General features: G+C 59.4%; 18 protein-coding genes. 8 read left to right on the top strand and 10 right to left on the bottom strand.

Annotation, left to right across the window (positions count from 1 at the left end; all coding sequences use genetic code 11):
* Nucleotides 1-107: 107 nt before the first annotated feature.
* Genes astE through astC form a run of 5 tightly spaced genes read right to left on the bottom strand, consistent with a single transcriptional unit; the run spans nt 108 to nt 6,130 of the window.
* Nucleotides 108-1,073 (bottom strand): succinylglutamate desuccinylase, encoded by a 966-nt coding sequence (astE, locus tag ACOTZP_RS17910; protein WP_058647215.1) that lies wholly within the window; start codon nt 1,071-1,073, stop codon nt 108-110.
* A gap of 9 nt (nt 1,074-1,082) precedes the next feature.
* Entirely contained in the window at nt 1,083-2,408 is a 1,326-nt protein-coding gene (astB, locus tag ACOTZP_RS17905; protein ID WP_180242937.1) for an N-succinylarginine dihydrolase, read from the bottom strand.
* Nucleotides 2,395-3,882 (bottom strand): succinylglutamate-semialdehyde dehydrogenase, encoded by a 1,488-nt coding sequence (gene astD, locus ACOTZP_RS17900; RefSeq protein WP_271074610.1) that lies wholly within the window; start codon nt 3,880-3,882, stop codon nt 2,395-2,397. Before astD ends, astB begins: the two co-directional genes overlap by 14 nt.
* Nucleotides 3,879-4,913, bottom strand: coding sequence for an arginine N-succinyltransferase (gene astA, locus ACOTZP_RS17895; RefSeq protein WP_022647810.1), 1,035 nt, complete (start codon nt 4,911-4,913; stop codon nt 3,879-3,881). Before astA ends, astD begins: the two co-directional genes overlap by 4 nt.
* Nucleotides 4,910-6,130 carry a succinylornithine/acetylornithine transaminase gene (gene astC, locus ACOTZP_RS17890; protein WP_271074609.1) on the bottom strand — a complete coding sequence of 407 codons (1,221 nt, stop codon included), beginning with the start codon at nt 6,128-6,130 and terminating at the stop codon, nt 4,910-4,912. Before astC ends, astA begins: the two co-directional genes overlap by 4 nt.
* Before the next feature lie 433 nt (nt 6,131-6,563).
* Here astC and xthA point away from each other — a divergent pair, with 433 nt between their 5' ends.
* From xthA to ACOTZP_RS17860, 6 genes are all read left to right on the top strand, one after another.
* Complete coding sequence (gene xthA / locus ACOTZP_RS17885; protein ID WP_271074608.1) at nt 6,564-7,370, top strand: exodeoxyribonuclease III; 807 nt, start codon at nt 6,564-6,566, stop codon at nt 7,368-7,370.
* A 6-nt stretch (nt 7,371-7,376) separates the two neighbouring features.
* Nucleotides 7,377-8,060 (top strand): TVP38/TMEM64 family protein, encoded by a 684-nt coding sequence (locus ACOTZP_RS17880; protein ID WP_271074607.1) that lies wholly within the window; start codon nt 7,377-7,379, stop codon nt 8,058-8,060.
* A 6-nt stretch (nt 8,061-8,066) separates the two neighbouring features.
* Entirely contained in the window at nt 8,067-9,236 is a 1,170-nt protein-coding gene (locus ACOTZP_RS17875; RefSeq protein WP_410028704.1) for an ABC transporter substrate-binding protein, read from the top strand.
* Nucleotides 9,209-10,738, top strand: a complete 1,530-nt coding sequence (locus ACOTZP_RS17870) for a thiamine ABC transporter permease (RefSeq protein ID WP_165715762.1) — start codon at nt 9,209-9,211, stop codon at nt 10,736-10,738. Before ACOTZP_RS17875 ends, ACOTZP_RS17870 begins: the two co-directional genes overlap by 28 nt.
* Nucleotides 10,738-11,358, top strand: coding sequence for an ATP-binding cassette domain-containing protein (locus ACOTZP_RS17865; RefSeq protein WP_108367701.1), 621 nt, complete (start codon nt 10,738-10,740; stop codon nt 11,356-11,358). Before ACOTZP_RS17870 ends, ACOTZP_RS17865 begins: the two co-directional genes overlap by 1 nt.
* A 73-nt stretch (nt 11,359-11,431) precedes the next feature.
* Nucleotides 11,432-12,739 (top strand): sulfurtransferase, encoded by a 1,308-nt coding sequence (locus ACOTZP_RS17860; RefSeq protein ID WP_271074605.1) that lies wholly within the window; start codon nt 11,432-11,434, stop codon nt 12,737-12,739.
* Here the strand turns inward: ACOTZP_RS17860 and ACOTZP_RS17855 are convergent.
* Together ACOTZP_RS17855 and ACOTZP_RS17850 are read right to left on the bottom strand one after the other, a co-directional pair.
* The gene (locus ACOTZP_RS17855; RefSeq protein ID WP_022647802.1) at nt 12,736-13,353 is read right to left on the bottom strand and encodes a CDP-alcohol phosphatidyltransferase family protein; all 618 of its coding nucleotides are present in this window, start codon (nt 13,351-13,353) and stop codon (nt 12,736-12,738) included. The genes ACOTZP_RS17860 and ACOTZP_RS17855 overlap by 4 nt on opposite strands.
* The gene (locus ACOTZP_RS17850) at nt 13,343-13,915 is read right to left on the bottom strand and encodes a carboxymuconolactone decarboxylase family protein (protein WP_063841193.1); all 573 of its coding nucleotides are present in this window, start codon (nt 13,913-13,915) and stop codon (nt 13,343-13,345) included. Before ACOTZP_RS17850 ends, ACOTZP_RS17855 begins: the two co-directional genes overlap by 11 nt.
* A 75-nt stretch (nt 13,916-13,990) precedes the next feature.
* On the opposite strand from ACOTZP_RS17850, the gene ACOTZP_RS17845 reads away from it, so the two are divergent.
* Nucleotides 13,991-14,407 carry a pyrimidine (deoxy)nucleoside triphosphate diphosphatase gene (locus tag ACOTZP_RS17845; RefSeq protein WP_271074604.1) on the top strand — a complete coding sequence of 139 codons (417 nt, stop codon included), beginning with the start codon at nt 13,991-13,993 and terminating at the stop codon, nt 14,405-14,407.
* Here ACOTZP_RS17845 and ACOTZP_RS17840 read toward each other — a convergent pair.
* Nucleotides 14,367-14,639: a YnjH family protein gene (locus tag ACOTZP_RS17840; protein ID WP_022647799.1), complete on the bottom strand. Its 273-nt coding sequence runs from the start codon at nt 14,637-14,639 to the stop codon at nt 14,367-14,369. The two genes, ACOTZP_RS17845 and ACOTZP_RS17840, sit on opposite strands and share 41 nt — an antisense overlap.
* A 225-nt stretch (nt 14,640-14,864) precedes the next feature.
* On the opposite strand from ACOTZP_RS17840, the gene gdhA reads away from it, so the two are divergent.
* The gene (gene gdhA, locus ACOTZP_RS17835; protein WP_022647798.1) at nt 14,865-16,208 is read left to right on the top strand and encodes an NADP-specific glutamate dehydrogenase; all 1,344 of its coding nucleotides are present in this window, start codon (nt 14,865-14,867) and stop codon (nt 16,206-16,208) included.
* A 114-nt stretch (nt 16,209-16,322) separates the two neighbouring features.
* Here gdhA and ACOTZP_RS17830 read toward each other — a convergent pair whose 3' ends face one another.
* On the bottom strand, nt 16,323-18,245 hold the full coding sequence (locus ACOTZP_RS17830) for a DNA topoisomerase III (RefSeq protein ID WP_271074603.1): 1,923 nt from the start codon (nt 18,243-18,245) through the stop codon (nt 16,323-16,325).
* A 4-nt stretch (nt 18,246-18,249) separates the two neighbouring features.
* Nucleotides 18,250-19,293 carry a selenide, water dikinase SelD gene (selD, locus tag ACOTZP_RS17825; protein ID WP_022647796.1) on the bottom strand — a complete coding sequence of 348 codons (1,044 nt, stop codon included), beginning with the start codon at nt 19,291-19,293 and terminating at the stop codon, nt 18,250-18,252.
* Between the last annotated feature and the right edge of the window lie 80 nt (nt 19,294-19,373).

Raw genomic sequence — 19,373 nt, 5'->3', positions numbered from 1 at the left:
AATAATAAAGCAATTCTCCAGGAATATTCCGCAAACACTTCCAGAGCGCTTTTAACGTTAAGAAATTAATTCTTCGTTTCCCCTCCGGTCTGCGCGAGGGGAGACGATCAGGGCATTTTTTCCAGCATCAACCCGGCTCGTAAACCAAACGCGACTGACGGGTTAGGAAATAAAACATATTCCGTGGGGTTCTGTACCGCATAGCGCGTCTCACCATCTTCCGCCAGCAGGACGCCCTGGCGAAACGGCGTGAAGTTCAGCGTATGGGGCGCCATATGAAGCTGGAAAGCTTCACTTTGACGCGTGATCTGCTGTACGACCCGATAGCGCACGACGGGTTCCCGGGTGGGTTCCGGCGCAACCCCTGCGAGCAACGCCCGAAGCGCCTGATGCGTAGGGGCAAAACGCGTCAGGTCGTTTTGCCCGAACGGCAGCGCTTTTCCCAGCTCCAGCGTGCAGGACAGCGCGCCGAAATTCTCGCAGGTGAAGTGGGTAAACGTGCCGCCCGGCGTCTGGTGGAAAACCAGCGCTTCCAGTCCCGCGTCGCCAAGCCAGGTCAGAAACGCCTCATCCCACGGCTGATGGCGCTGCGGTAACACGCCAAAACGTACGTGGTACGAGGCGCGGATGGCGGTATGCAGATCGAGGTGCCAGCGCGTCTCCCCCGCCCCGGCAAAAAACGCCGTGACCACCTTCTCCAGCCATTGCGCACGTGTCGTTTCATCACTCTGTGGAAATTGCGCCCAGCGGGCACCAAACATTCGGTTGATGTCGCTCACGAGATACCGTTTGTTTTGCGCCAGCGCAGGCGGATTTCCCAGTACCACCAGCAGACGGCAGTGCAGCGTGATCTCTGCGCGATACAGCGCGCGCAGCAACAGATCGACAATCTCCACGGGCGCGGTTTCATTCCCGTGAATGCCGGTAGAAAGCAGCAGCGACAGGTTATATTGCCCCGTCGGCATCAGTTCAAGCACGCCCGGCCCCAGCCATCGCCAGTGGAACGAGGGGCCTTCCCCCTCGTGCCGCTCCGGTGTCTCTTCAGCCAGCGTCAGCGCCAGAAAGTTTTCCATATCGTCTCCTTAGCGCTGGAACGGATAAACCGATCCCAGTTGCAGGATGGTTGATAATGCATCCAGCGCCTCGCGGCCTTCGCGCAGCAGCTGCGGATCAACCAGATCGGCCTGAACCAGACGGTCACGATAGTAGCGGTCCACCCAGTCATTGAGGGTATTGAACAGCGTGTCGTTCATCATCACCGACGGATTCACGGCCTGCATTTCCTCCGGCGTTAACACCACGCGCAGTCGCAGGCACGCCGGTCCCCCGCCGTTGGCCATACTTTCCCGCAGATCAAACACGCGCAGTTCATCAATCGGGTTATCCGCCTGTACCAGTTCGCTGAGATAGCGCCAGACACCCTGATGGTTGCGGGACTCCTGCGGCAGCACCAGCATCATGCTGCCGTCATCCCGGCTCAGCAGCTGGCTGTTGAACAGATACGTTTCGACCGCATCCTGCACGCTTACCGCCTGCGTGGGCACCTGAATCGGCATAAATCCCGGTACGCGTTCGCGCAGCGTGGCCAGCAACTTTTCCTGATGGGCAAACGCCTGCTCGTGGCAGAACAGCACCTGACGGTTGGAAACGGCAATCACATCGTTATGAAACACGCCCTGGTCGATCACCTGCGGATTTTGCTGGGCAAAAATCACCTGAGTAGGATTAACCTGGTTCAGCCGTGCAACCGCCTGGCTTGCGGCTAAGGTTTGTCTCGCCGGATAACGAACCGGCGCGGCGTGGCCGCCCTCTTCCCGTCCATAGATAAACAGCTGCAAGCCTGGATCGCCGTAATCGCCACCCAGACGGTTGTGGTTTGCCGCCCCTTCGTCGCCAAACATCGCGACCTGCGGCAGCGCTGAATGCACCTCAAAATGCGCATCATGATTAAAAATGGCGCGCAGCACACGCCCGGTGGTCTCCGCTTCGCTGGCGCGGTGGAATTTGTTGTTCAGGTTAGCGACGGTCAGATGCACTTTGCCGTCCAGCGTATCCGCCGACGGCGCGACGGTGGCGGCATTCGCTACCCACATTGAAGAGGCTGAACTGGCCGCGGAAAGCAGCTGTGGGGACTGCGTACCGGCTTTTTCAACCACCTGTTCATCCGTACCGCTGAAGCCCAGCTGGCGCAGCACGGCCACGTTCGGCCGCTCCTGCGGCGGGATTACCGCCTGCGGGAAACCGGCATCGGACAGCGCCTTCATTTTCAATAGCCCCTGCCTGGCCGCCAGCTTCGGGTTCGAGACCTGGAAACGGTGCTTCGTCGAAGCTTCATTGCCGAACGACAGCCCGGCATAGTGGTGCGTCAGCCCCACCAGTCCGTCAAAGTTAACCTCACGCGCTTTCATGGGCGTCACCCTCTGTAAAATCCAGCCCCGGATTCAACGTCTCCGGCAGCGTCAGCGCCGGGGTTTCCAGGCTTGCCATCGGCCACGCGCAGTAATCGGCGGCATACCAGGCGCTGGCGCGATGGTTGCCCGATGCCCCTACGCCACCAAACGGCGCGGTGCTCGCCGCGCCGGTCAGCGGTTTGTTCCAGTTCACGATCCCGGCGCGCGCTTCCAGCAGCAGCTGGTCGAATTTCTCGCGATGCGGGGATATCAGGCCGCTCGACAGGCCGTAGCGGGTGTTGTTGGCCATCTCGATCGCCGATGCAAAATCGTCATAGCGCCAGACGCACAGCAGCGGGCCAAAGACCTCTTCATCCGGCACGTTGCTCGTCGCACTCATCTCAATAATCCCCGGCGTCAGCAGCGATGTGCCCGGCAGAACCAGCTTCGGCTCCAGCAGGGTTTTCGCCCCGCGCTGAACGTGCTCCTGCCACGCTTTCAGCACGTTCAGCGCCGCCTGCTCGGAGATCAGCCCGCCGATAAACGGCTGCGGCTCGGTATCCCATTTCGCGGGAACCAGACGCCCGCTCACCTCCACCAGACGCTTAAGAAACGCATCCCCCTGCGCGCCGCGTTTAACCAGCAGGCGGCGGGCGCAGGTGCAGCGCTGTCCGGCGGTAATGAATGCCGACTGAATGGTCAGGTGGACCGCAGCATCGATATCATCCGGATCTTCCACAATCAGCGGGTTGTTGCCACCCATCTCCAGCGCCAGAATTTTTTCCGGCTGCCCCGCCAGCTGACGATGCAGCTGATAACCCGTTCCGGCACTGCCGGTAAACAGCAGACCGTCAATGTCGCTCAGCGCACTCAGCGCCTGACCGGTTTCACGCCCGCCCTGCACCAGATTCAGCACGCCCGGTGGCAGCCCCGCCTGCTCCCAGAGTTTTACTACTGCTTCTCCGGTTAAGGGGGTTAACTCACTCGGCTTGAAGATGACGGTATTTCCCGCCAGCAGCGCAGGCACAATATGCCCGTTCGGCAGATGCCCGGGGAAGTTGTACGGGCCAAACACCGCCAACACCCCGTGCGGACGGTGGCGCAGCGTGGCGGCGCCGTCCGGCATCCCGGTATGCTGCTCACCGGTGCGGGCGTGGTACGCCTTCACCGATATACCGATTTTATTGATCATCGCCGTCACTTCGGTTGTTGCCTCCCAGCGCGGCTTGCTGGTTTCGCAGGCAATGATGCGGGTCAGCTCTGCTTTATTGGCCTCCAGCAGCGCAGCAAATTTCTCAACCAGCGCCTGGCGCTCGGAGAATGGCCGTTTCGCCCATGCCGGAAACGCGCGGCGTGCAGCCTGGCAGGCCTGCTCAACCTGCCCGGCGCTGGCGTCGCTCCCCGACCAGAGCACCTCCTGGCCGACCGGGTTAGTTTTTGTCCGCGCATCACCTTCGCCCGTTACCCAGTCACCGTTAATCCATAGAGTCATGCTGTTTTCTCCTCAGGGCAGAGCCGCACCAGGCGAACCGTGTCGCCAGCGTTACATTTCAGGGCATCCAGTTGCGCAGCCGTCAGTACCAGACGCTCGCATGTTGGGTTGGTTCGCACCAGCATGGCGCGGAAGTTGGCGTAATTCTCGTTCGAGACCAGACAGGCTGGCCACTCGCCCGGCGCGGGCTGGCCTTCTGAAACCTCAACCAGGCGGCTTTTACGGATGGCGCGAACGCGGTCAATATCGCATTCCAGCGTCGGGCCGCCGTCGAAGATGTCGACGTAGTTACGGTAGCGAAATCCCTCTTTCTCCAGCACTGCACGGGCCGGAGCGGTTTGCGGGTGAACTTCGCCGATCACCGCCTGCGCTTCCGGCGTTAAGAAATGGGTATAAATAGGATGCTTCGGCATTAACTCGGCGATAAACGCCTTCTGACCGGTACCGCACAGGTAATCCGCCCGGCTGAATTCCATGGAGAAGAAGCGTTCGCCCAGGCTCTCCCAGAACGGCGAGTAGCCCGTCTCATCAATTACGCCGCGCATCTCCGCGACCACTTTTTCGTTGAAGCGGTCGCGAAAGGCGGCCATAAACATGAAGCGCGATTTGGAGAGCAGATAACCGTTACCCTCTTTGCGCCAGTCCGGATCGAGAAACAGGGTGCAGAGTTCGCTGGCGCCGGTATGGTCATTACAGAGAAAGAGCGTCGGCAGCGCGTTGTAGACGTTCAGCTCTTTCGAGGCGTGGACCATCGTGCCGACGCGGTAGTTGTACCACGGATCGTTGAGCCCGACGGCCACTTCGATAGCGCAAATCCCCGCCACGGTTCCCGTGTCGGTCTCTTCCAGCACGAACACATAGCCCTGTTCGCTTTTTGGCAACGTCCCCTGCCAGGTTTGCAGGGCGCGCTCAATGCGCGCCGACAGCGTTTTTTCATCGGCAGGCAGCGAGGTCAGCCCGCCCCCTGTCTTACCGGCAAGCTGCATAAGCCCGGCGAGATCGCCGTGCGCAACGGGACGGATGACCATCATGGTGACACCCCGGACTTCACCTGTTCGCAGGCCAGCGCAAAACGATCTAACCCGGTTCTGACCTCTTCCTCACTGACGATCAGCGCAGGGGCAAACCGCACCACGTTAGCGCCGGCAATCAACACCATCACGCCCTGCTTTGCCGCTTCCTGTGAAATCAGCTTCGCTTTGCCAGCAAACTCAGGGGCAAGCTCACAACCTATCAACAGCCCCAGACCGCGGATCTCTTTGAACATGCCGGTCTGGTTATTGATGGCGGTAAGACGCTCAACAAACCACTGGTGACGCTGCTTCACGCCGCTAAGCACCTCAGGAGTGTTGATGATATCCAGCACCTGTCCGGCGACAGCGGTTGCCAGCGGGTTACCGCCGTAAGTGGTGCCATGGGTGCCCACGGTCATCACGCTGGCGAATGTATCGGTGGTCAGCATCGCCCCCACCGGGAAGCCGCCGCCGAGCGCTTTGGCTGTTGAAAGCACATCCGGGGTCACGCCATAGTGCATGTAGGCGTACAGCTCACCCGTGCGGCCCACGCCGGTCTGGACTTCGTCAAAAATCAGGACCGCGTTATGCCGATCGCACAGCTCGCGCAGCCCTTGCAGGAACGCTTTCTGGGCGGGCATGACGCCGCCTTCCCCCTGCATGGGCTCGACAATCACCGCACAGGTGGTGTCGTCAATCAGCTCGCTGGCAGAGTGTAAATCGTTATACGCCGCATGACGGATATCCGGCGGCAGCGGCGCAAAATCCTGAGAATATGAGGGCTGACCACCCGCACTGACGGTAAACAGCGTGCGGCCATGGAAGGCATTTTTAAAGGCTACGATGCCGCTCTTGTGCGGGCCGAATTTATCGTGCGCATATTTGCGCGCCAGCTTCAGCGCTGCTTCGTTCGCTTCCGCGCCGGAGTTACAGAAAAAGACTTTTTCTGCGAAAGTGGCGTCGATCAGCTTCTTCGCCAGACGTAACGCCGGTTCGTTGGTATAACCGTTGCCGGTATGCCAGAATTTCGCCGCCTGATCATTCAGCGCCTGCCGCAGCGCCGGGTTTGCATGCCCCAGCGCATTCACCGCAATCCCACCCGCAAAGTCGATATACTCTTTGCCCTGCTGATCCCACAGGCGAGAGCCCTCCCCACGTACCGGAATAAAAGCCGCCGGAGCGTATACCGGCATCATCCATTCATCAAAATTTTCACGCGTAACTGACAGAGACATAGCGACCTCATCTGGTAAATAAAAGGTTGTTTAAATGTTAAATAATTGAGTGTTTGCACTGTGAATGTAGATTGCAGCGTTCGTGCCAGCCAGCGATAAAAATGCATAAACGGATTTGGGTAACAGAATATCAATGAGTTACAATATGGAGTTATTCACTATTAATGCATAAATAGTGAATATTTTTACAGCAAGCGGCGCTTTGCCGCACGAAAACAAGAAAGAGTATGCACATGCCAAATATAATTCTGGAATTGTGATCGCTCGCGAAATTTATCGGTCCTTTACGCCCTGTTCGAGGGCAAAACGCGTCGAAATGGTGCAAATATTGCACCGTCGGCATTATCTGTCGCAGTAATTGGGCGAAGCGGATAACAGACGACGTAAATTCTGCTACCATCCTTGCACTATTCACCTTGCATTGGCAGCGACTATGAAATTTGTCTCTTTTAATATCAACGGCCTGCGTGCCCGCCCTCACCAGCTCGAAGCGATTATTGAGCAACATCAGCCAGATGTGATCGGCTTGCAGGAGACAAAAGTTCACGACGATATGTTCCCGCTCGAAGAGGTAGCGAAGCTGGGCTATAACGTTTTTTACCACGGTCAGAAAGGCCACTACGGCGTTGCGCTGCTGACCAAAGATACGCCGGTGTCGGTGCGTCGTGGCTTTCCGGGTGACGGTGAAGAAGCACAGCGTCGTCTCATCATGGCTGAGCTGCCTTCCCCGCTGGGTAACATCACAGTGATTAATGGTTACTTCCCGCAGGGTGAAAGCCGCGACCACCCGACCAAATTCCCGGCCAAAGCCAAATTTTATCAGGATCTGCAAAACTACCTTACGACCGAACTCAACAAAGATAATCCGGTGCTGATCATGGGGGATGTGAATATCAGCCCGACTGATCTGGACATTGGCATTGGCGAAGACAGCCGCAAGCGCTGGCTGCGCACCGGGAAATGTTCCTTCCTGCCGGAAGAGCGCGAGTGGATGCAGCGCTTGCTTGACTGGGGGCTGGTGGATACCTTCCGCACCGCTAACCCGGAGACGCAGGATCGCTTCTCGTGGTTTGACTACCGCTCTAAAGGCTTCGATGACAACCGGGGCCTGCGTATTGATCTGCTGCTGGCGAGCGCCCCCCTGGCCGAACGCTGCATCGAAACCGGTATCGACTATGATATTCGCAGCATGGAAAAACCGTCCGACCATGCGCCGGTATGGGCAACGTTCAAGCTGTAATCCTCAGTGAATATTAAAAAAATCAGTCTCCTGTGCGCCCTTCTGGGCGCATTTGTTTTAATCGTTGTTTTGCTTCCTCCGGGCATGCTCTCCCTCGACACGCTAAAAATACACCAGCAAACGTTGCTCGATCGTGTGGAGCAGGCGCCCCTTCAGAGCGCACTGATCTATTTTGCGGTTTACGTTCTCGTCTCTGCGCTGTCGATACCCGGGGCTGCGCTTCTGACGCTGCTCGGCGGGGCGATTTTCAGCCTGTGGGAGGCGACGCTGTTGGTGTCATTGGCCTCGACGCTCGGCGCCACGCTTGCCATGCTCGTCAGCCGTTATCTGCTGCGTGAATGGGTGCAACGGCGCTTTGCCGCACAGATGAACACGATCGATGTGGGGATGGTTCGCGATGGCGCGCGCTACCTTTTTGCCCTGCGCCTGATGCCGTTGTTTCCGTTCTTTCTGGTCAATTTGCTGATGGGGCTAACCCGTATCCAGGTGCGTCACTACTGGTGGGTCAGCCAGCTTGCGATGCTACCTGCCACCGTCATTTATCTGAACGCCGGACGCGAGCTGGGAAAACTCACCACGCTGCGCGATATTGTGTCGCCGGGACTGCTGTTCGCCTTTACACTATTAGGGTTATTACCGCTGGTCACTCGCTGGCTGTTTTCCCGTTACATCCCTTCGATTAAAAAGTGAGGCATTATGCGCCGGGTGCGTTTTTGCGCGTTTCTGACGAGTCTGCTGCTGGCAACCTCTGCCTTCGCCGCAGAAAGCTGGCAATCCATTCAGCAACAGGCCACCGGGCAGACCGTCTGGTTTAACGCCTGGGGCGGTGACGAGGCCGTTAACCGCTACCTCGACTGGGTGAGCGGCGAGATGAAAACGCACTATGCCATTAACCTGAAGATCGTTCATCTGGCCGATGCCGCCGATGCGGTGAAGCGGATCCAGACGGAACAGGCCGCAGGACGTAGCAGTAACGGGTCGGTGGATCTACTCTGGGTAAACGGGGAAAACTTCCGCACGCTGAAGGAGGCAAACCTGCTGCTCACCGGCTGGGCGCAAACCCTGCCCAACTGGCGTTACGTCGATACCCGTAAACCGGTCACGGAAGATTTTGCCATCCCGACCGATGGGGCGGAATCCCCATGGGGCGGCGCGCAGTTAACCTTCATCGCCCGTAAAGCGAGTATGCCGATGCCTCCGGCAGATCCCCACGCGCTGCTGGCTTACGCTCAGCAGCACCCTGGCAAGGTGAGCTATCCGCGACCGCCGGATTTTACCGGCACGGCGTTTCTTGAACAGCTTCTGCTGGCATTGACCGCACATCCGGAGGCGTTAAAAAACGCGCCGGACGGCACCTTTGCAGAGATCACCGCGCCGCTGTGGGACTATCTTGATACGCTGCATCCCCTGCTGTGGCGCGAAGGGAACGATTTTCCTCCGTCGCCTGCGCGCATGGATACGCTGCTGGCCAGCGGCAGCCTGAACCTGTCGCTCACCTTTAACCCCGCCCATGCGATGCAAAAGGTGGCGAGCGGTGAACTGCCTGCCGATAGCTACAGTTTCGGCTTTCTCAAAGGCATGATCGGCAACGTCCATTTTGTCGCTATCCCGGCAAATGCCAGTGCGAGCGCAGGGGCGAAAGTGGTGGCAAATTTCCTGCTGTCACCGCAGGCGCAAATCCGCAAAGCCGATCCTGCCGTCTGGGGTGACCCGAGCGTGCTGGATGGTGCCAAACTACCTGCGAAAGCGGCAAAACAGCTTCATGCCTTTACCCCTTCAGGCACGCCTGATGTACTTCCCGAACCGCACGCCGCCTGGGTTAACGCCCTGGAGCAGGAATGGCTTCGCCGCTACGGAACCCGCTAAGCGGGCTGGTATGGGCGGCAATGGCGGTCATCTATCTGCCACTGCTTCCCGCCAGCGGCATGCTGCTGGCCCCGGCGTTTTCTCTCAGTAACTGGGCGGCGCTGTTTGCCGACCCGCAGCTGCCGCAGGCGCTGGCCGCTACGCTGGTGTCAACCCTCATCGCGACGCTGGGTTCACTGTTTATCGCCCTGAGCCTGCTTGCGCTTCTCTGGCCGGGTGATGGCTGGCAGCGCCTGAGCACCCGTCTGCCGTGGCTGTTAGCCGTGCCGCACGTCGCCTTCGCCACCAGCGCGCTGCTGCTGTTTGCGGAAGGCGGTCAGTTTTACCGGATCTGTACGGTCTGTTCGCCGCAGCTTGACCGCTACGGTATCGGGCTTGGCCTGACGCTTGCGGTCAAAGAGAGCGCGTTCGTTCTGTGGGCAATCTACGCCGCGCTGCCTGAAAAGCGCCTCGCACAGCAGAAAATTGTCCTGCATACCTTCGGCTACGGACGAATGCAGGCGCTCAACTGGCTCGTCCTCCCGGCTATCGCCCCCGCGCTGGGCGCCGTGATGCTGGCGGTGCTCGCCTGGTCGCTTTCCGTGGTGGATGTGGCGATCGTGCTCGGGCCGGGCAACCCACCTACGCTGGCGGTGCTGGCCTGGCAGTGGCTTACCCAGGGCGATGCGCAGCAGCAGACAAAGGGAACGTTGCTGTGTCTGGTGTTGCTCCTGCTGCTGGCCGCACTTGCCGCGGTGGGATACAGCCTCTGGACGGCATGGCGGCGCGCCCAGCCTGACCCCTCCGGGGTACGTCGCGCTTCGCATACGGCGCTGCCCGCACGGACGCTGGGCGGGTTACTGCCGTTGTGCGGCGTGCTCTGTGCGCTGGTTCTGCTGATGCTGGCACGCCGGGACGACATCGGCCCCGTCAGCGACAGCCTTTCACTGGGACTGCTGTCCAGCCTGACAGCGCTGGCCATCCTCATGATCTGGCTTGAGTGGGGACCCCAGCGTGGCGCGGTGTGGATCTGGCTGCCGCTTGCCCTCCCGGCGCTGCCCCTCGTGTCCGGGCAGTATGCCGTGGCGCTGTGGCTGGGCATCGACGGCCAGTACGCTGCGGTGCTCTGGAGCCATATGCTCTGGGTTCTCCCGTGGATGCTCCTGGTGCTGCAACCGGCCTGGCGCAGGCTCGATCCCCGGCTTATCCTCACCGCCAGAACGCTGGGCTGGCGACAGGCGAAAATTTTCTGGTTAGTGAAATGTCCCCTGATGGTTCGTCCGGCCCTGCTGGCCTTTGCGACCGGCTTTTCCGTGAGCATGGCCCAGTACATGCCCACCCTCTGGCTGGGAGCGGGTCGTTTTACTACTCTGACGACGGAGGCGGTCGCCCTCAGCAGCGGCGGCAGCGTTCCGATCCTCGCCAGCCGGGCGCTGGGTCTGTTGCTGTTAACCAGCAGCGTATTTGCCCTTGCCGCGCTGCTCGCCCGGTTCGTGGGCCGTCACAGACAAGGATTACGTTAATGCTGAACGTGAAAAATCTCACCATTGCGCCACTCTTACGTGAGGTCAACTTCCGCGTCCCGGCAGGGGAGATTCTCACGCTGATGGGACCCTCCGGGAGCGGGAAATCGACCCTTTTCGCCTGGATGGTGGGGGCGCTATCCACTGATTTTAAGGCGCACGGCGAGCTGTGGCTGAACGATCGTCGCTGCGATATGCTCCCCGTGGAAACGCGCGGGATCGGCATTCTGTTTCAGGATGCCCTGCTGTTTGACGCCTTCAGCGTGGGGCAAAACCTGATGCTGGCGTTGCCGGCGCACATTGCCGGACGCGCGCGGCGCGACGCGGTAGAGCAGGCTCTTGAATCTGCCGGGCTGGCAAACCACTATGTCAGCGATCCGGCGACCCTTTCCGGCGGCGAGCGCGCCCGGGTCAGCCTGCTGCGCGCCCTTCTCGCCCAGCCGCAGGCATTGCTGCTTGACGAACCGTTCAGCCGACTGGATAAAACGCTCCGCGCCTCATTCCGGGCGTGGGTATTCGAAACCACTCGCCAGCGCAAGATCCCGATGGTGCTGGTCACGCATGATGAGGAAGATATCCCGCCCGGCGGAGAGGTGATTGAGATTTCTCGCTGGCAATAATGTGCTAACGCAATGTTTTTGGCTTCAGGAGAGACGACAATGCCATCCTCTTTTAATGACGTCAGGTTTTTCGATGAAACGTGTTTCTCAACTGACCGCGCTGGCTCTGATCTGCGGCCTCGCCTCACTCTCCTCCATGGCGGCTGATATGCCCCACTCCCTCACGCTGGACCAGCTCCAGGCGCAAAACGGCGCGGTAATTGATACGCGCGTCAGTGCGTTCTTTAACGGCTGGCCGCAGACGCTGCGCGGAACGTCCGGGCATGAACCCGCCGCGCTTAATCTCTCTGCAGGCTGGCTTGGGGCAATGAGCGATGAACAGCTCAGCGGCTGGGCAAAACAGCATCGGATTACGCCCGACATGCCGGTTGCGCTCTATGGCAATGATGATGACAACCAGACCGTCAAAACGCGGCTGGAAAAAGCGGGTTTTACCCACGTTTCCATCCTGAGCGATGCCCTGCAACAATCCGACCGTCTGCAACGTCTGGCGCATTTCGAACAGCTGGTTTATCCGCAGTGGATCCACCAGTTGCAGCAGGGCAAACCCGTTACCGCCGCACCAGCCGGAGAGTGGAAGGTGATCGAGGCTGGCTGGGGTGCGCCGAAGCTTTATCTCCTGAGCCATATTCCCGGCGCGGGCTATATCGACACCAATGAAGTGGAAAGCGAACCGCTGTGGAATAAGGTCTCTGACGAAGAGCTGAAAGCGATGCTGGCGAAGCACGGGATCCGTCACGATACCACCGTCATTCTGTACGGTCGCGACGTGTATGCCGCCGCGCGCGTGGCGCAGATCATGCTCTACGCGGGCGTGAAGGATGTGCGGATTCTGGATGGCGGCTGGAAGGCGTGGTCCGACGCCAGCCTGCCCGTTGAGCGCGGAACGCCTGCAAACGTGAAGCCAGCCCCTGATTTTGGCGCGCCGATCCCGGGCCAGCCCCGGCTGATGGTGGATATGGAGCAGGCCCGGGGAATGCTGCACCGTCAGGACGCGTCGCTGGTGAGCATTCGTTCCTGGCCAGAGTTTATCGGTGAAACCAGCGGCTACAGCTATATCAAGCCAAAAGGTGAAATTGCCGGTGCGCGTTGGGGCCATGCGGGCAACGACGCGACCCACATGGAAGATTTCCACAATCCGGATGGCACCATGCGCAGCGCCGATGATATTGCCGCCATGTGGAAGACGTGGAATATCCTGCCGGAGCAGCACGTTGCGTTCTACTGTGGTACCGGCTGGCGCGCGTCTGAAGCCTTTATGTACGCCCGCGCCATGGGCTGGCAAAACGTTGCCGTCTACGACGGCGGCTGGTACGAATGGAGCAGCCATCCGCAAAACCCGGTCTCCACCGGGGAGCGTGGACCGGAGAGCGCACGCTAGCGGGGGAGTGACTTCAGCGTCACGTAACCGCTCCAGATGCGCGTTGTGGTGGTCAGCCAGCACAACGCGCCAAACGCCCAGGCAAACAGCGTGAAGTGTGCCGGAAACAGGCAGCACAGCACAAACAGCGCGATGGTCTCCGTTCCTTCCGTTAATCCTCCAATGTAATAAAGCGACTTGTGCGCGTAGCCGGGGTTGTCGATATTATGCTTCCCCGCCAGCGCGGCAAAGGCCAGGAAACTGCTGCCCGTCCCCATAAACGCGAACAGCAGCCAGGCGGCGGCGATCGCATTGTCAGCCGGAGCGGCCAGCGCGAAGCCAAACGGTACCAGCGCGTAAAACAGGAAGTCGAGGGCGATATCAAGAAATCCTCCCGCGTCCGTCAGGCCACGGCGACGCGCCAGCGCACCGTCCAGACCATCCAGCAGCCGGTTCAGCACAATGGCGACCAGCGCCGCCAGATACCAGCCCAGCGCCAGAAACGGTAACGCCAGTACGCCAATCGCAAACCCGGCGAGCGTTAACCCATCAGGCGTAATAAACGGTTTATCCAGCGCGGCGGCCAGCTGATTTAACCCGGGCTTCAGCCGTGGATGCAGATGTTTATCCAGCATGCGGTTCACCTTTAAACGTGGCACACAGGCCCTGATCCGGGATATCCAGCGCGGCGTTAAAGCGGGCGGAAAGGTTCTGAAAGGCAATCAGAGCCGTCATTTCGGTGATAGTCTCTTCGCTAAAGTGGCGCTTCAGCTGGTTTTTGATATTTTCATCCACCTGAGGCGGCGTGGCGGTGACCGCTTCCGCATAGGCCAGCGCCGCGCGCTCCTCTTCGCTGAACAGGGTGGAATTTTGCCAGTCGTTGACGGCCTGCACTTTATCCAGCGCCCCGCTCCGCTCGGCCAGACGCAGGCTGTTGGCATCAATACAAAATGCGCAGTGGCAGATCTGCGAGACCCGCGTCATTAGTAACGAACGCAGAACCGGCGTCAAACGCGCCTTGCGCCGCTCCAGATAGCCGACAAATAGCGCTACCAGCCAGAAAAGACGCGGCATACGCCCCCACCAGCGCGTGGGGTTCAGCACCGCGCCGAAGTGTTTTTTCTGCATGGCAGCAATGGGCTTGAGGCTGACGGGAAGGGTTTCCATGGGCGCAACCCAGGCGGCTGTCTCTTTCACCTGATTCTCCTGATGACTGGACTCTTTGGCAGGGCACGATAATATGTCGTTTTTCGCTATTAATTATTGACGAACATGCTGAAAACACTCGATGTTGTTGCGGCCATCCTCGAACAAGAGGGCAAGATCTTGCTGGCGCAGCGTCCCGAACATGCCGATCAGCCAGGAATGTGGGAATTTGCGGGCGGAAAGGTTGAAGCCGGTGAGACCCAGCAGGAAGCGCTGATCCGCGAACTACGCGAAGAGCTCGGCATTGAAGCCGTGCCCGCGCGGTATGTGGCAAGCCACCAGCGGGAAGTGTCGCAGCGGCTGATCCACCTCCACGCCTGGCACGTGCCGGAATTTAGCGGCGAGCTGAAGGCGCACTACCACTCGGCGCTGGTGTGGTGCACGCCAGAAGACGCGTTCACGTATGATTTAGCCCCGGCGGATATACCGCTCCTGGAAGCGTTTATTCTTTTACGCGACGCCAGACCAGCGGGTTTGTACTGAGGGTGCGCTCATCACGCTGGCACTGCAACAGCACGCCATCCGCCCTGACCACTGCGCCTTCGGAATAGTTTTGATCCTGATAGATACAGCACTGATTACACGGCTGCGCACGCTGGCCGCCAGCGCTAAAAACCTCTGGCGGTACGTTAACTTCGACATCCGGGCGAATACGATCAGCCTGTGCCCCGGCGGACACCATCAAACATAACGCGGCCATTGCGAAACGGTTCATAGACTTAATTTCCTTTGCATCGTTTATATCTATAACGGTAGATCCTGACGGGATCTTTAATTTATCTCGTCATCGCTTTTGGTTATGACGCGCGGCTTGTCATTAATTTCCCTTTCGGCCTAAATTTCTGCTTGCCTCTCAAAGCGGTGCGGGTGGTATAGTCAAAAAAACGACACAAAACATCTCCGCCACACGCTTAAATTATTATAAGAGGTTCTTATATCTATGGATCAGACACGCTCTCTGGAAAGCTTTCTTGCCCATGTTCAGCAGCGCGACCCGCACCAAAGCGAGTTTGCCCAGGCCGTTCGTGAAGTCATGACCACCCTGTGGCCCTTCCTTGAGGAAAATCCGCGCTACCGCCAGATGGCGCTGCTTGAACGTCTGGTGGAGCCGGAGCGCGTCATCCAGTTCCGCGTGGCGTGGGTGGACGATCGCAATCAGGTACAGGTCAACCGCGCGTGGCGCGTGCAGTTTAACTCCGCCATTGGGCCGTTTAAGGGCGGGATGCGCTTCCATCCCTCGGTGAACCTGTCGATTCTGAAATTCCTCGGCTTCGAGCAGACCTTTAAAAATGCGCTCACTACCCTGCCGATGGGCGGCGGTAAAGGCGGGAGTGATTTCGATCCGAAAGGCAAGAGCGAAGGCGAAGTGATGCGCTTCTGCCAGGCGCTGGTCACTGAGCTCTATCGCCACCTTGGGCCGGACACCGACGTTCCTGCCGGGGATATCGGCGTGGGTGGTCGTGAAGTGGGCTTTATGGCCGGGATGATGAAAAAGCTCTCCAACAACAGCGCCTGCGTCTTTACCGGCAAAGGTCTGTCGTTTGGCGGCAGCCTGATTCGTCCGGAAGCGACGGGTTACGGTCTGGTCTATTTCACTGAAGCGATGCTTAAGCGTCACGGGCTGAGCTTCGAGGGGATGCGCGTGGCGGTCTCCGGCTCCGGCAACGTGGCGCAGTACGCTATCGAGAAAGCGATGGAGTTTGGCGCGCGCGTAGTGACCGCCTCCGACTCCAGCGGCACCGTGGTGGATGAAGCTGGCTTCACAGCAGAAAAACTGGCGCGTCTGTGCGAAATCAAAGCCAGCCGTGACGGCCGCGTGGCGGATTATGCCCGAGAGTTTGGCCTGACCTATCTGGAAGGTAAACAGCCGTGGGGTGTGCCGGTGGATATCGCCCTGCCGTGCGCGACGCAAAACGAGCTGGACGTGGATGCCGCCCGGACGCTGATTAGCAATGGCGTGAAGGCGGTAGCGGAAGGGGCAAATATGCCCACCACCATTGAAGCGACCGATTTGTTCCTGGACGCGGGCGTACTCTTTGCGCCAGGCAAGGCGGCGAACGCGGGCGGGGTGGCAACATCCGGTCTGGAAATGGCACAAAACGCCGCGAGAATGGGCTGGAAGGCGGAGAAAGTGGATGCCCGTCTGCACCACATTATGCTTGATATTCACCATGCCTGCGTGGAGTACGGCGGTGAGGCTTCACAGACCAACTACGTGCGCGGCGCCAACATCGCCGGGTTCGTGAAGGTGGCCGATGCGATGATCGGGCAGGGTGTGATTTAGTTTCGCTGCATTCTCGCCCTTGCAGGCCCGGTAAGCGTTAGCGCCACCGGGCTTTTTTCAGGCCGCAGAGCTGCTTTTTGCCGGGTGGCGGCTTCGCCTTACCCGGCCTACGGTTTAAGCGGTGGTATTTTTGGCTGCGCTTTTTTTCTTTTTGAACGGTTTCTTCGCCCCGCCACCCGGGGCAACCATCCCCCGGAATCGCTTCACTGGCGTGCTGCGCGCCTGATCAATCAGCTGATAAAGCGTCCCCACCAGCGGCTGCATAAAGTCCCGGTAACGGCACTGCTTTTCGCTGATCTGCGTCAGCACCGACTCCCAGTGCGCGGTCATGTCCGGTCTGGCGGCCAGCTCTGGCAAGGAGTGAATCAGTGCCCGGCCCGGCTCTGTCGAATGGATATAGCGCCCTTTTTTCTCGAGAAAACCACGCTTAAACAGCAACTCGATAATCCCCGCGCGGGTTGCTTCCGTACCCAGACCGTCGGTGGCGCGGAGGATCTTCTTCAGATCTTTATCCTGCACAAAACGGGCGATCCCGGTCATGGCCGAAAGCAGCGTCGCATCGGTGAAGTGGCGCGGCGGCTGGGTCTGACGTTCAACCACTTCGCCTTTTTCGCACAGCAGTTCATCGCCTTTGGCTACGACCGGCAGCGGCGTGCCGTCGTTCTCTTCGTCACGCTCTTTGTTGCCGAGCAGCGTGCGCCAGCCCGCTTCCGCGAGGAAACGCGCTTTGGCGATAAATTTGCCTTTGGCAATTTCCAGCTCAATAACGCACTTGCGGAAAACCGCGTCCGGGCAGAACTGCATCAGATACTGACGCGCGATCAGGTTATAGACCTTTGCTTCGTTGTCAGTCAGGTTGACGTTGCTGGTGCGCGCCGTCGGGATTATCGCGTGGTGGGCATCGACTTTTTTATCGTCCCAGCAGCGGTTATGGGTATCCGGGTTTACCGCCGGTTGCGGCAACAGATCCGGCGCATGGACACCAATGGCATTCATTACCGAGTGGCGTCCGGCGAAGTGTTCCTCCGGCAGATAGCGGCTGTCCGAACGCGGATAGGTGATCAGCTTGTGGGTTTCATAGAGCTTCTGGCAGATATCGAGCACGTTCTGCGCGCTCAGGCCAAACTTTTTCGCGGCCTCGATCTGCAACGCCGAAAGGGAGAACGGCAGTGGTGCAGGCTCTGATTCCCGTTTGTCGTTGTAGCTGGTAACGATCGCGGGCTGGCCGGTAATGCGGTTAACCACGTGCTCCGCCAGCGGACGATGCAGCAGCCGTCCCTCTTCGTCCTGATATGACTCACAGGCATCGCTCGGCTGCCAGACGGCGGTAAAGCGTTCGTCTTTCGGCGTGACGATATGCGCTTTGACTTCGAAGAAGTCTTTGGCGACGAAATTTTCGATCTCTTCGTCGCGACGCACCACCAGCCCCAGCACCGGGGTTTGAACACGCCCAACAGAGAGTACGCCCTGATAGCCCGCATTGCGTCCCAGGATGGTGTAGGCGCGGGTCATGTTGATCCCGTACAGCCAGTCGGCACGCGCACGCGCCAGCGCGGAGACACAAAGGGGAATAAATTCGCTGTTGGCGCGCAGGCGCGAAATCGCGCGCTCCACCGCCTGCGGGTTGAGGTCGTTAATTAAACAGCGCTGCACCTGCTGGCGCTTTTCCGGTGCCAGCTCCAGGTAGTCGAGCACTTCGTCGACAAGCAGTTGCCCTTCCCTGTCCGGGTCACCCGCGTGGACCACTTCCGTCGCCTCATGCAGGAAACGCTTAATGACGTTGAGCTGTTTGGTGACGGAAGGACGCGGTTGCAGACGCCACTTTTCAGGCACGATCGGCAGATCGTTGAGGTTCCAGCGGGCGTAGCGGCTGTCGTAGACATCCGGCTGCGCCTGTTCAAGCAGGTGACCGATACACCAGGTGACCACCTGCCCGTTACCGCATTCGATAAAGCCATCACCTTTGCGATGCGGCTTGGGCAGCACGTCGGCGATGGCTCGCGCCAGACTCGGCTTTTCGGCAATAAACAACCGCATCGAATTAACGGATCTCAATCATCGGGCGGCCACCGCGGGCGGTCACCAGCTCGCCAATGGCCGTCAGGGTGATGCCAAACTCGGCCGCCGTTGCCTGAACGTCAGCTTCTGCTTCCGGCGTCACCGCCAGCAGCAGGCCGCCAGAGGTTTGCGGATCGCACAGCAGATTGCGCCACGCTTCCGGCATTTCGCCCATTAAATGGCCGTAGCTGGCGAAGTTGCGCTGCGTCCCGCCCGGAACGGCGCCCTGAGCAATGTACTCTTCCACGCCCGGCAGCTTCGGCACATCCTGATACCAGACCTGCGCCTGCACGCCCGCGCCCTGACAGACTTCAGAGAGGTGTCCCAGCAGACCAAAGCCGGTCACGTCGGTCATGGCCTTCACGCCGTCGATACTGGCGAATGCCGCACCGGCAAGGTTCATCTGGCACATCACTTCCGTTGCCAGACCAATATGCTCGGGCTTCAGCAGGGATTTTTTCTCGGCGGTTGTCAGTACGCCAATGCCCAGCGGCTTGGTGAGGAACAGCTTGCAGCCCGCCTGCGCGGTGCTGTTGCGCTTCACGCGTTCGGTCGGCACCACGCCGGTGACGGCCAGGCCGAAGATCGGCTCCGGCGCATCGATAGAGTGACCACCGGCCAGGGCAATACCCGCCTGCTGGCAGGCAAAGCGTCCGCCTTCGATGACATCGCGGGCAATCTCCGGCGGGAGGGTGTTAATCGGCCAGCCCAGAATGGCGATCGCCATAATCGGCTTACCGCCCATCGCGAAGATATCGCTGATGGCGTTGGTGGCCGCAATGCGTCCGAAGTCGAACGGGTTGTCGACAATCGGCATAAAGAAGTCAGTGGTGCTGATAATGCTGGTGCCGTTACCTAAGTCATAAACCGCTGCATCGTCACGCGTTTCGTTACCGACAAGCAGGTTCGGGTCGACAAACTTCGCCTGTTCACTGTGCAGGATGGTCTCCAGCACTTTCGGGGAAATTTTACAACCGCAACCGGCTCCGTGGCTGTATTGCGTTAAACGAATGGTTTGCTCGCTCATGGACGTCTCCTGTCATCTCAATCGCGCTATGGTAGCGCTCATTCCATAAAGAGGTAAGTATGACTGTCTGAATTCTGCGG

This window comes from Enterobacter cloacae complex sp. SYL001 (assembly GCF_049237025.1).
Taxonomy (GTDB): domain Bacteria; phylum Pseudomonadota; class Gammaproteobacteria; order Enterobacterales; family Enterobacteriaceae; genus Enterobacter; species Enterobacter intestinihominis.
The sequence above is the reverse complement of the archived record's forward strand: the minus strand, read 5'-3'. Positions and strand labels throughout refer to the sequence as shown.

What these genes read in the sequence shown, in the direction of transcription:
- xthA (WP_271074608.1), top strand. Translation starts at nt 6,564, where the DNA reads ATGAAATTTGTCTCTTTTAATATCAACGGCCTGCGTGCCCGCCCTCAC.
- astA (WP_022647810.1), bottom strand. Translation starts at nt 4,913, where the DNA reads ATGATGGTCATCCGTCCCGTTGCGCACGGCGATCTCGCCGGGCTTATG.
- ACOTZP_RS17865 (WP_108367701.1), top strand. Translation starts at nt 10,738, where the DNA reads ATGCTGAACGTGAAAAATCTCACCATTGCGCCACTCTTACGTGAGGTC.
- ACOTZP_RS17840 (WP_022647799.1), bottom strand. Translation starts at nt 14,639, where the DNA reads ATGAACCGTTTCGCAATGGCCGCGTTATGTTTGATGGTGTCCGCCGGG.
- ACOTZP_RS17855 (WP_022647802.1), bottom strand. Translation starts at nt 13,353, where the DNA reads ATGCTGGATAAACATCTGCATCCACGGCTGAAGCCCGGGTTAAATCAG.
- astB (WP_180242937.1), bottom strand. Translation starts at nt 2,408, where the DNA reads ATGAAAGCGCGTGAGGTTAACTTTGACGGACTGGTGGGGCTGACGCAC.
- ACOTZP_RS17830 (WP_271074603.1), bottom strand. Translation starts at nt 18,245, where the DNA reads ATGCGGTTGTTTATTGCCGAAAAGCCGAGTCTGGCGCGAGCCATCGCC.
- gdhA (WP_022647798.1), top strand. Translation starts at nt 14,865, where the DNA reads ATGGATCAGACACGCTCTCTGGAAAGCTTTCTTGCCCATGTTCAGCAG.
- ACOTZP_RS17845 (WP_271074604.1), top strand. Translation starts at nt 13,991, where the DNA reads ATGCTGAAAACACTCGATGTTGTTGCGGCCATCCTCGAACAAGAGGGC.
- ACOTZP_RS17860 (WP_271074605.1), top strand. Translation starts at nt 11,432, where the DNA reads ATGAAACGTGTTTCTCAACTGACCGCGCTGGCTCTGATCTGCGGCCTC.
- ACOTZP_RS17875 (WP_410028704.1), top strand. Translation starts at nt 8,067, where the DNA reads ATGCGCCGGGTGCGTTTTTGCGCGTTTCTGACGAGTCTGCTGCTGGCA.
- selD (WP_022647796.1), bottom strand. Translation starts at nt 19,293, where the DNA reads ATGAGCGAGCAAACCATTCGTTTAACGCAATACAGCCACGGAGCCGGT.
- ACOTZP_RS17870 (WP_165715762.1), top strand. Translation starts at nt 9,209, where the DNA reads ATGGCTTCGCCGCTACGGAACCCGCTAAGCGGGCTGGTATGGGCGGCA.
- astD (WP_271074610.1), bottom strand. Translation starts at nt 3,882, where the DNA reads ATGACTCTATGGATTAACGGTGACTGGGTAACGGGCGAAGGTGATGCG.
- astE (WP_058647215.1), bottom strand. Translation starts at nt 1,073, where the DNA reads ATGGAAAACTTTCTGGCGCTGACGCTGGCTGAAGAGACACCGGAGCGG.
- astC (WP_271074609.1), bottom strand. Translation starts at nt 6,130, where the DNA reads ATGTCTCTGTCAGTTACGCGTGAAAATTTTGATGAATGGATGATGCCG.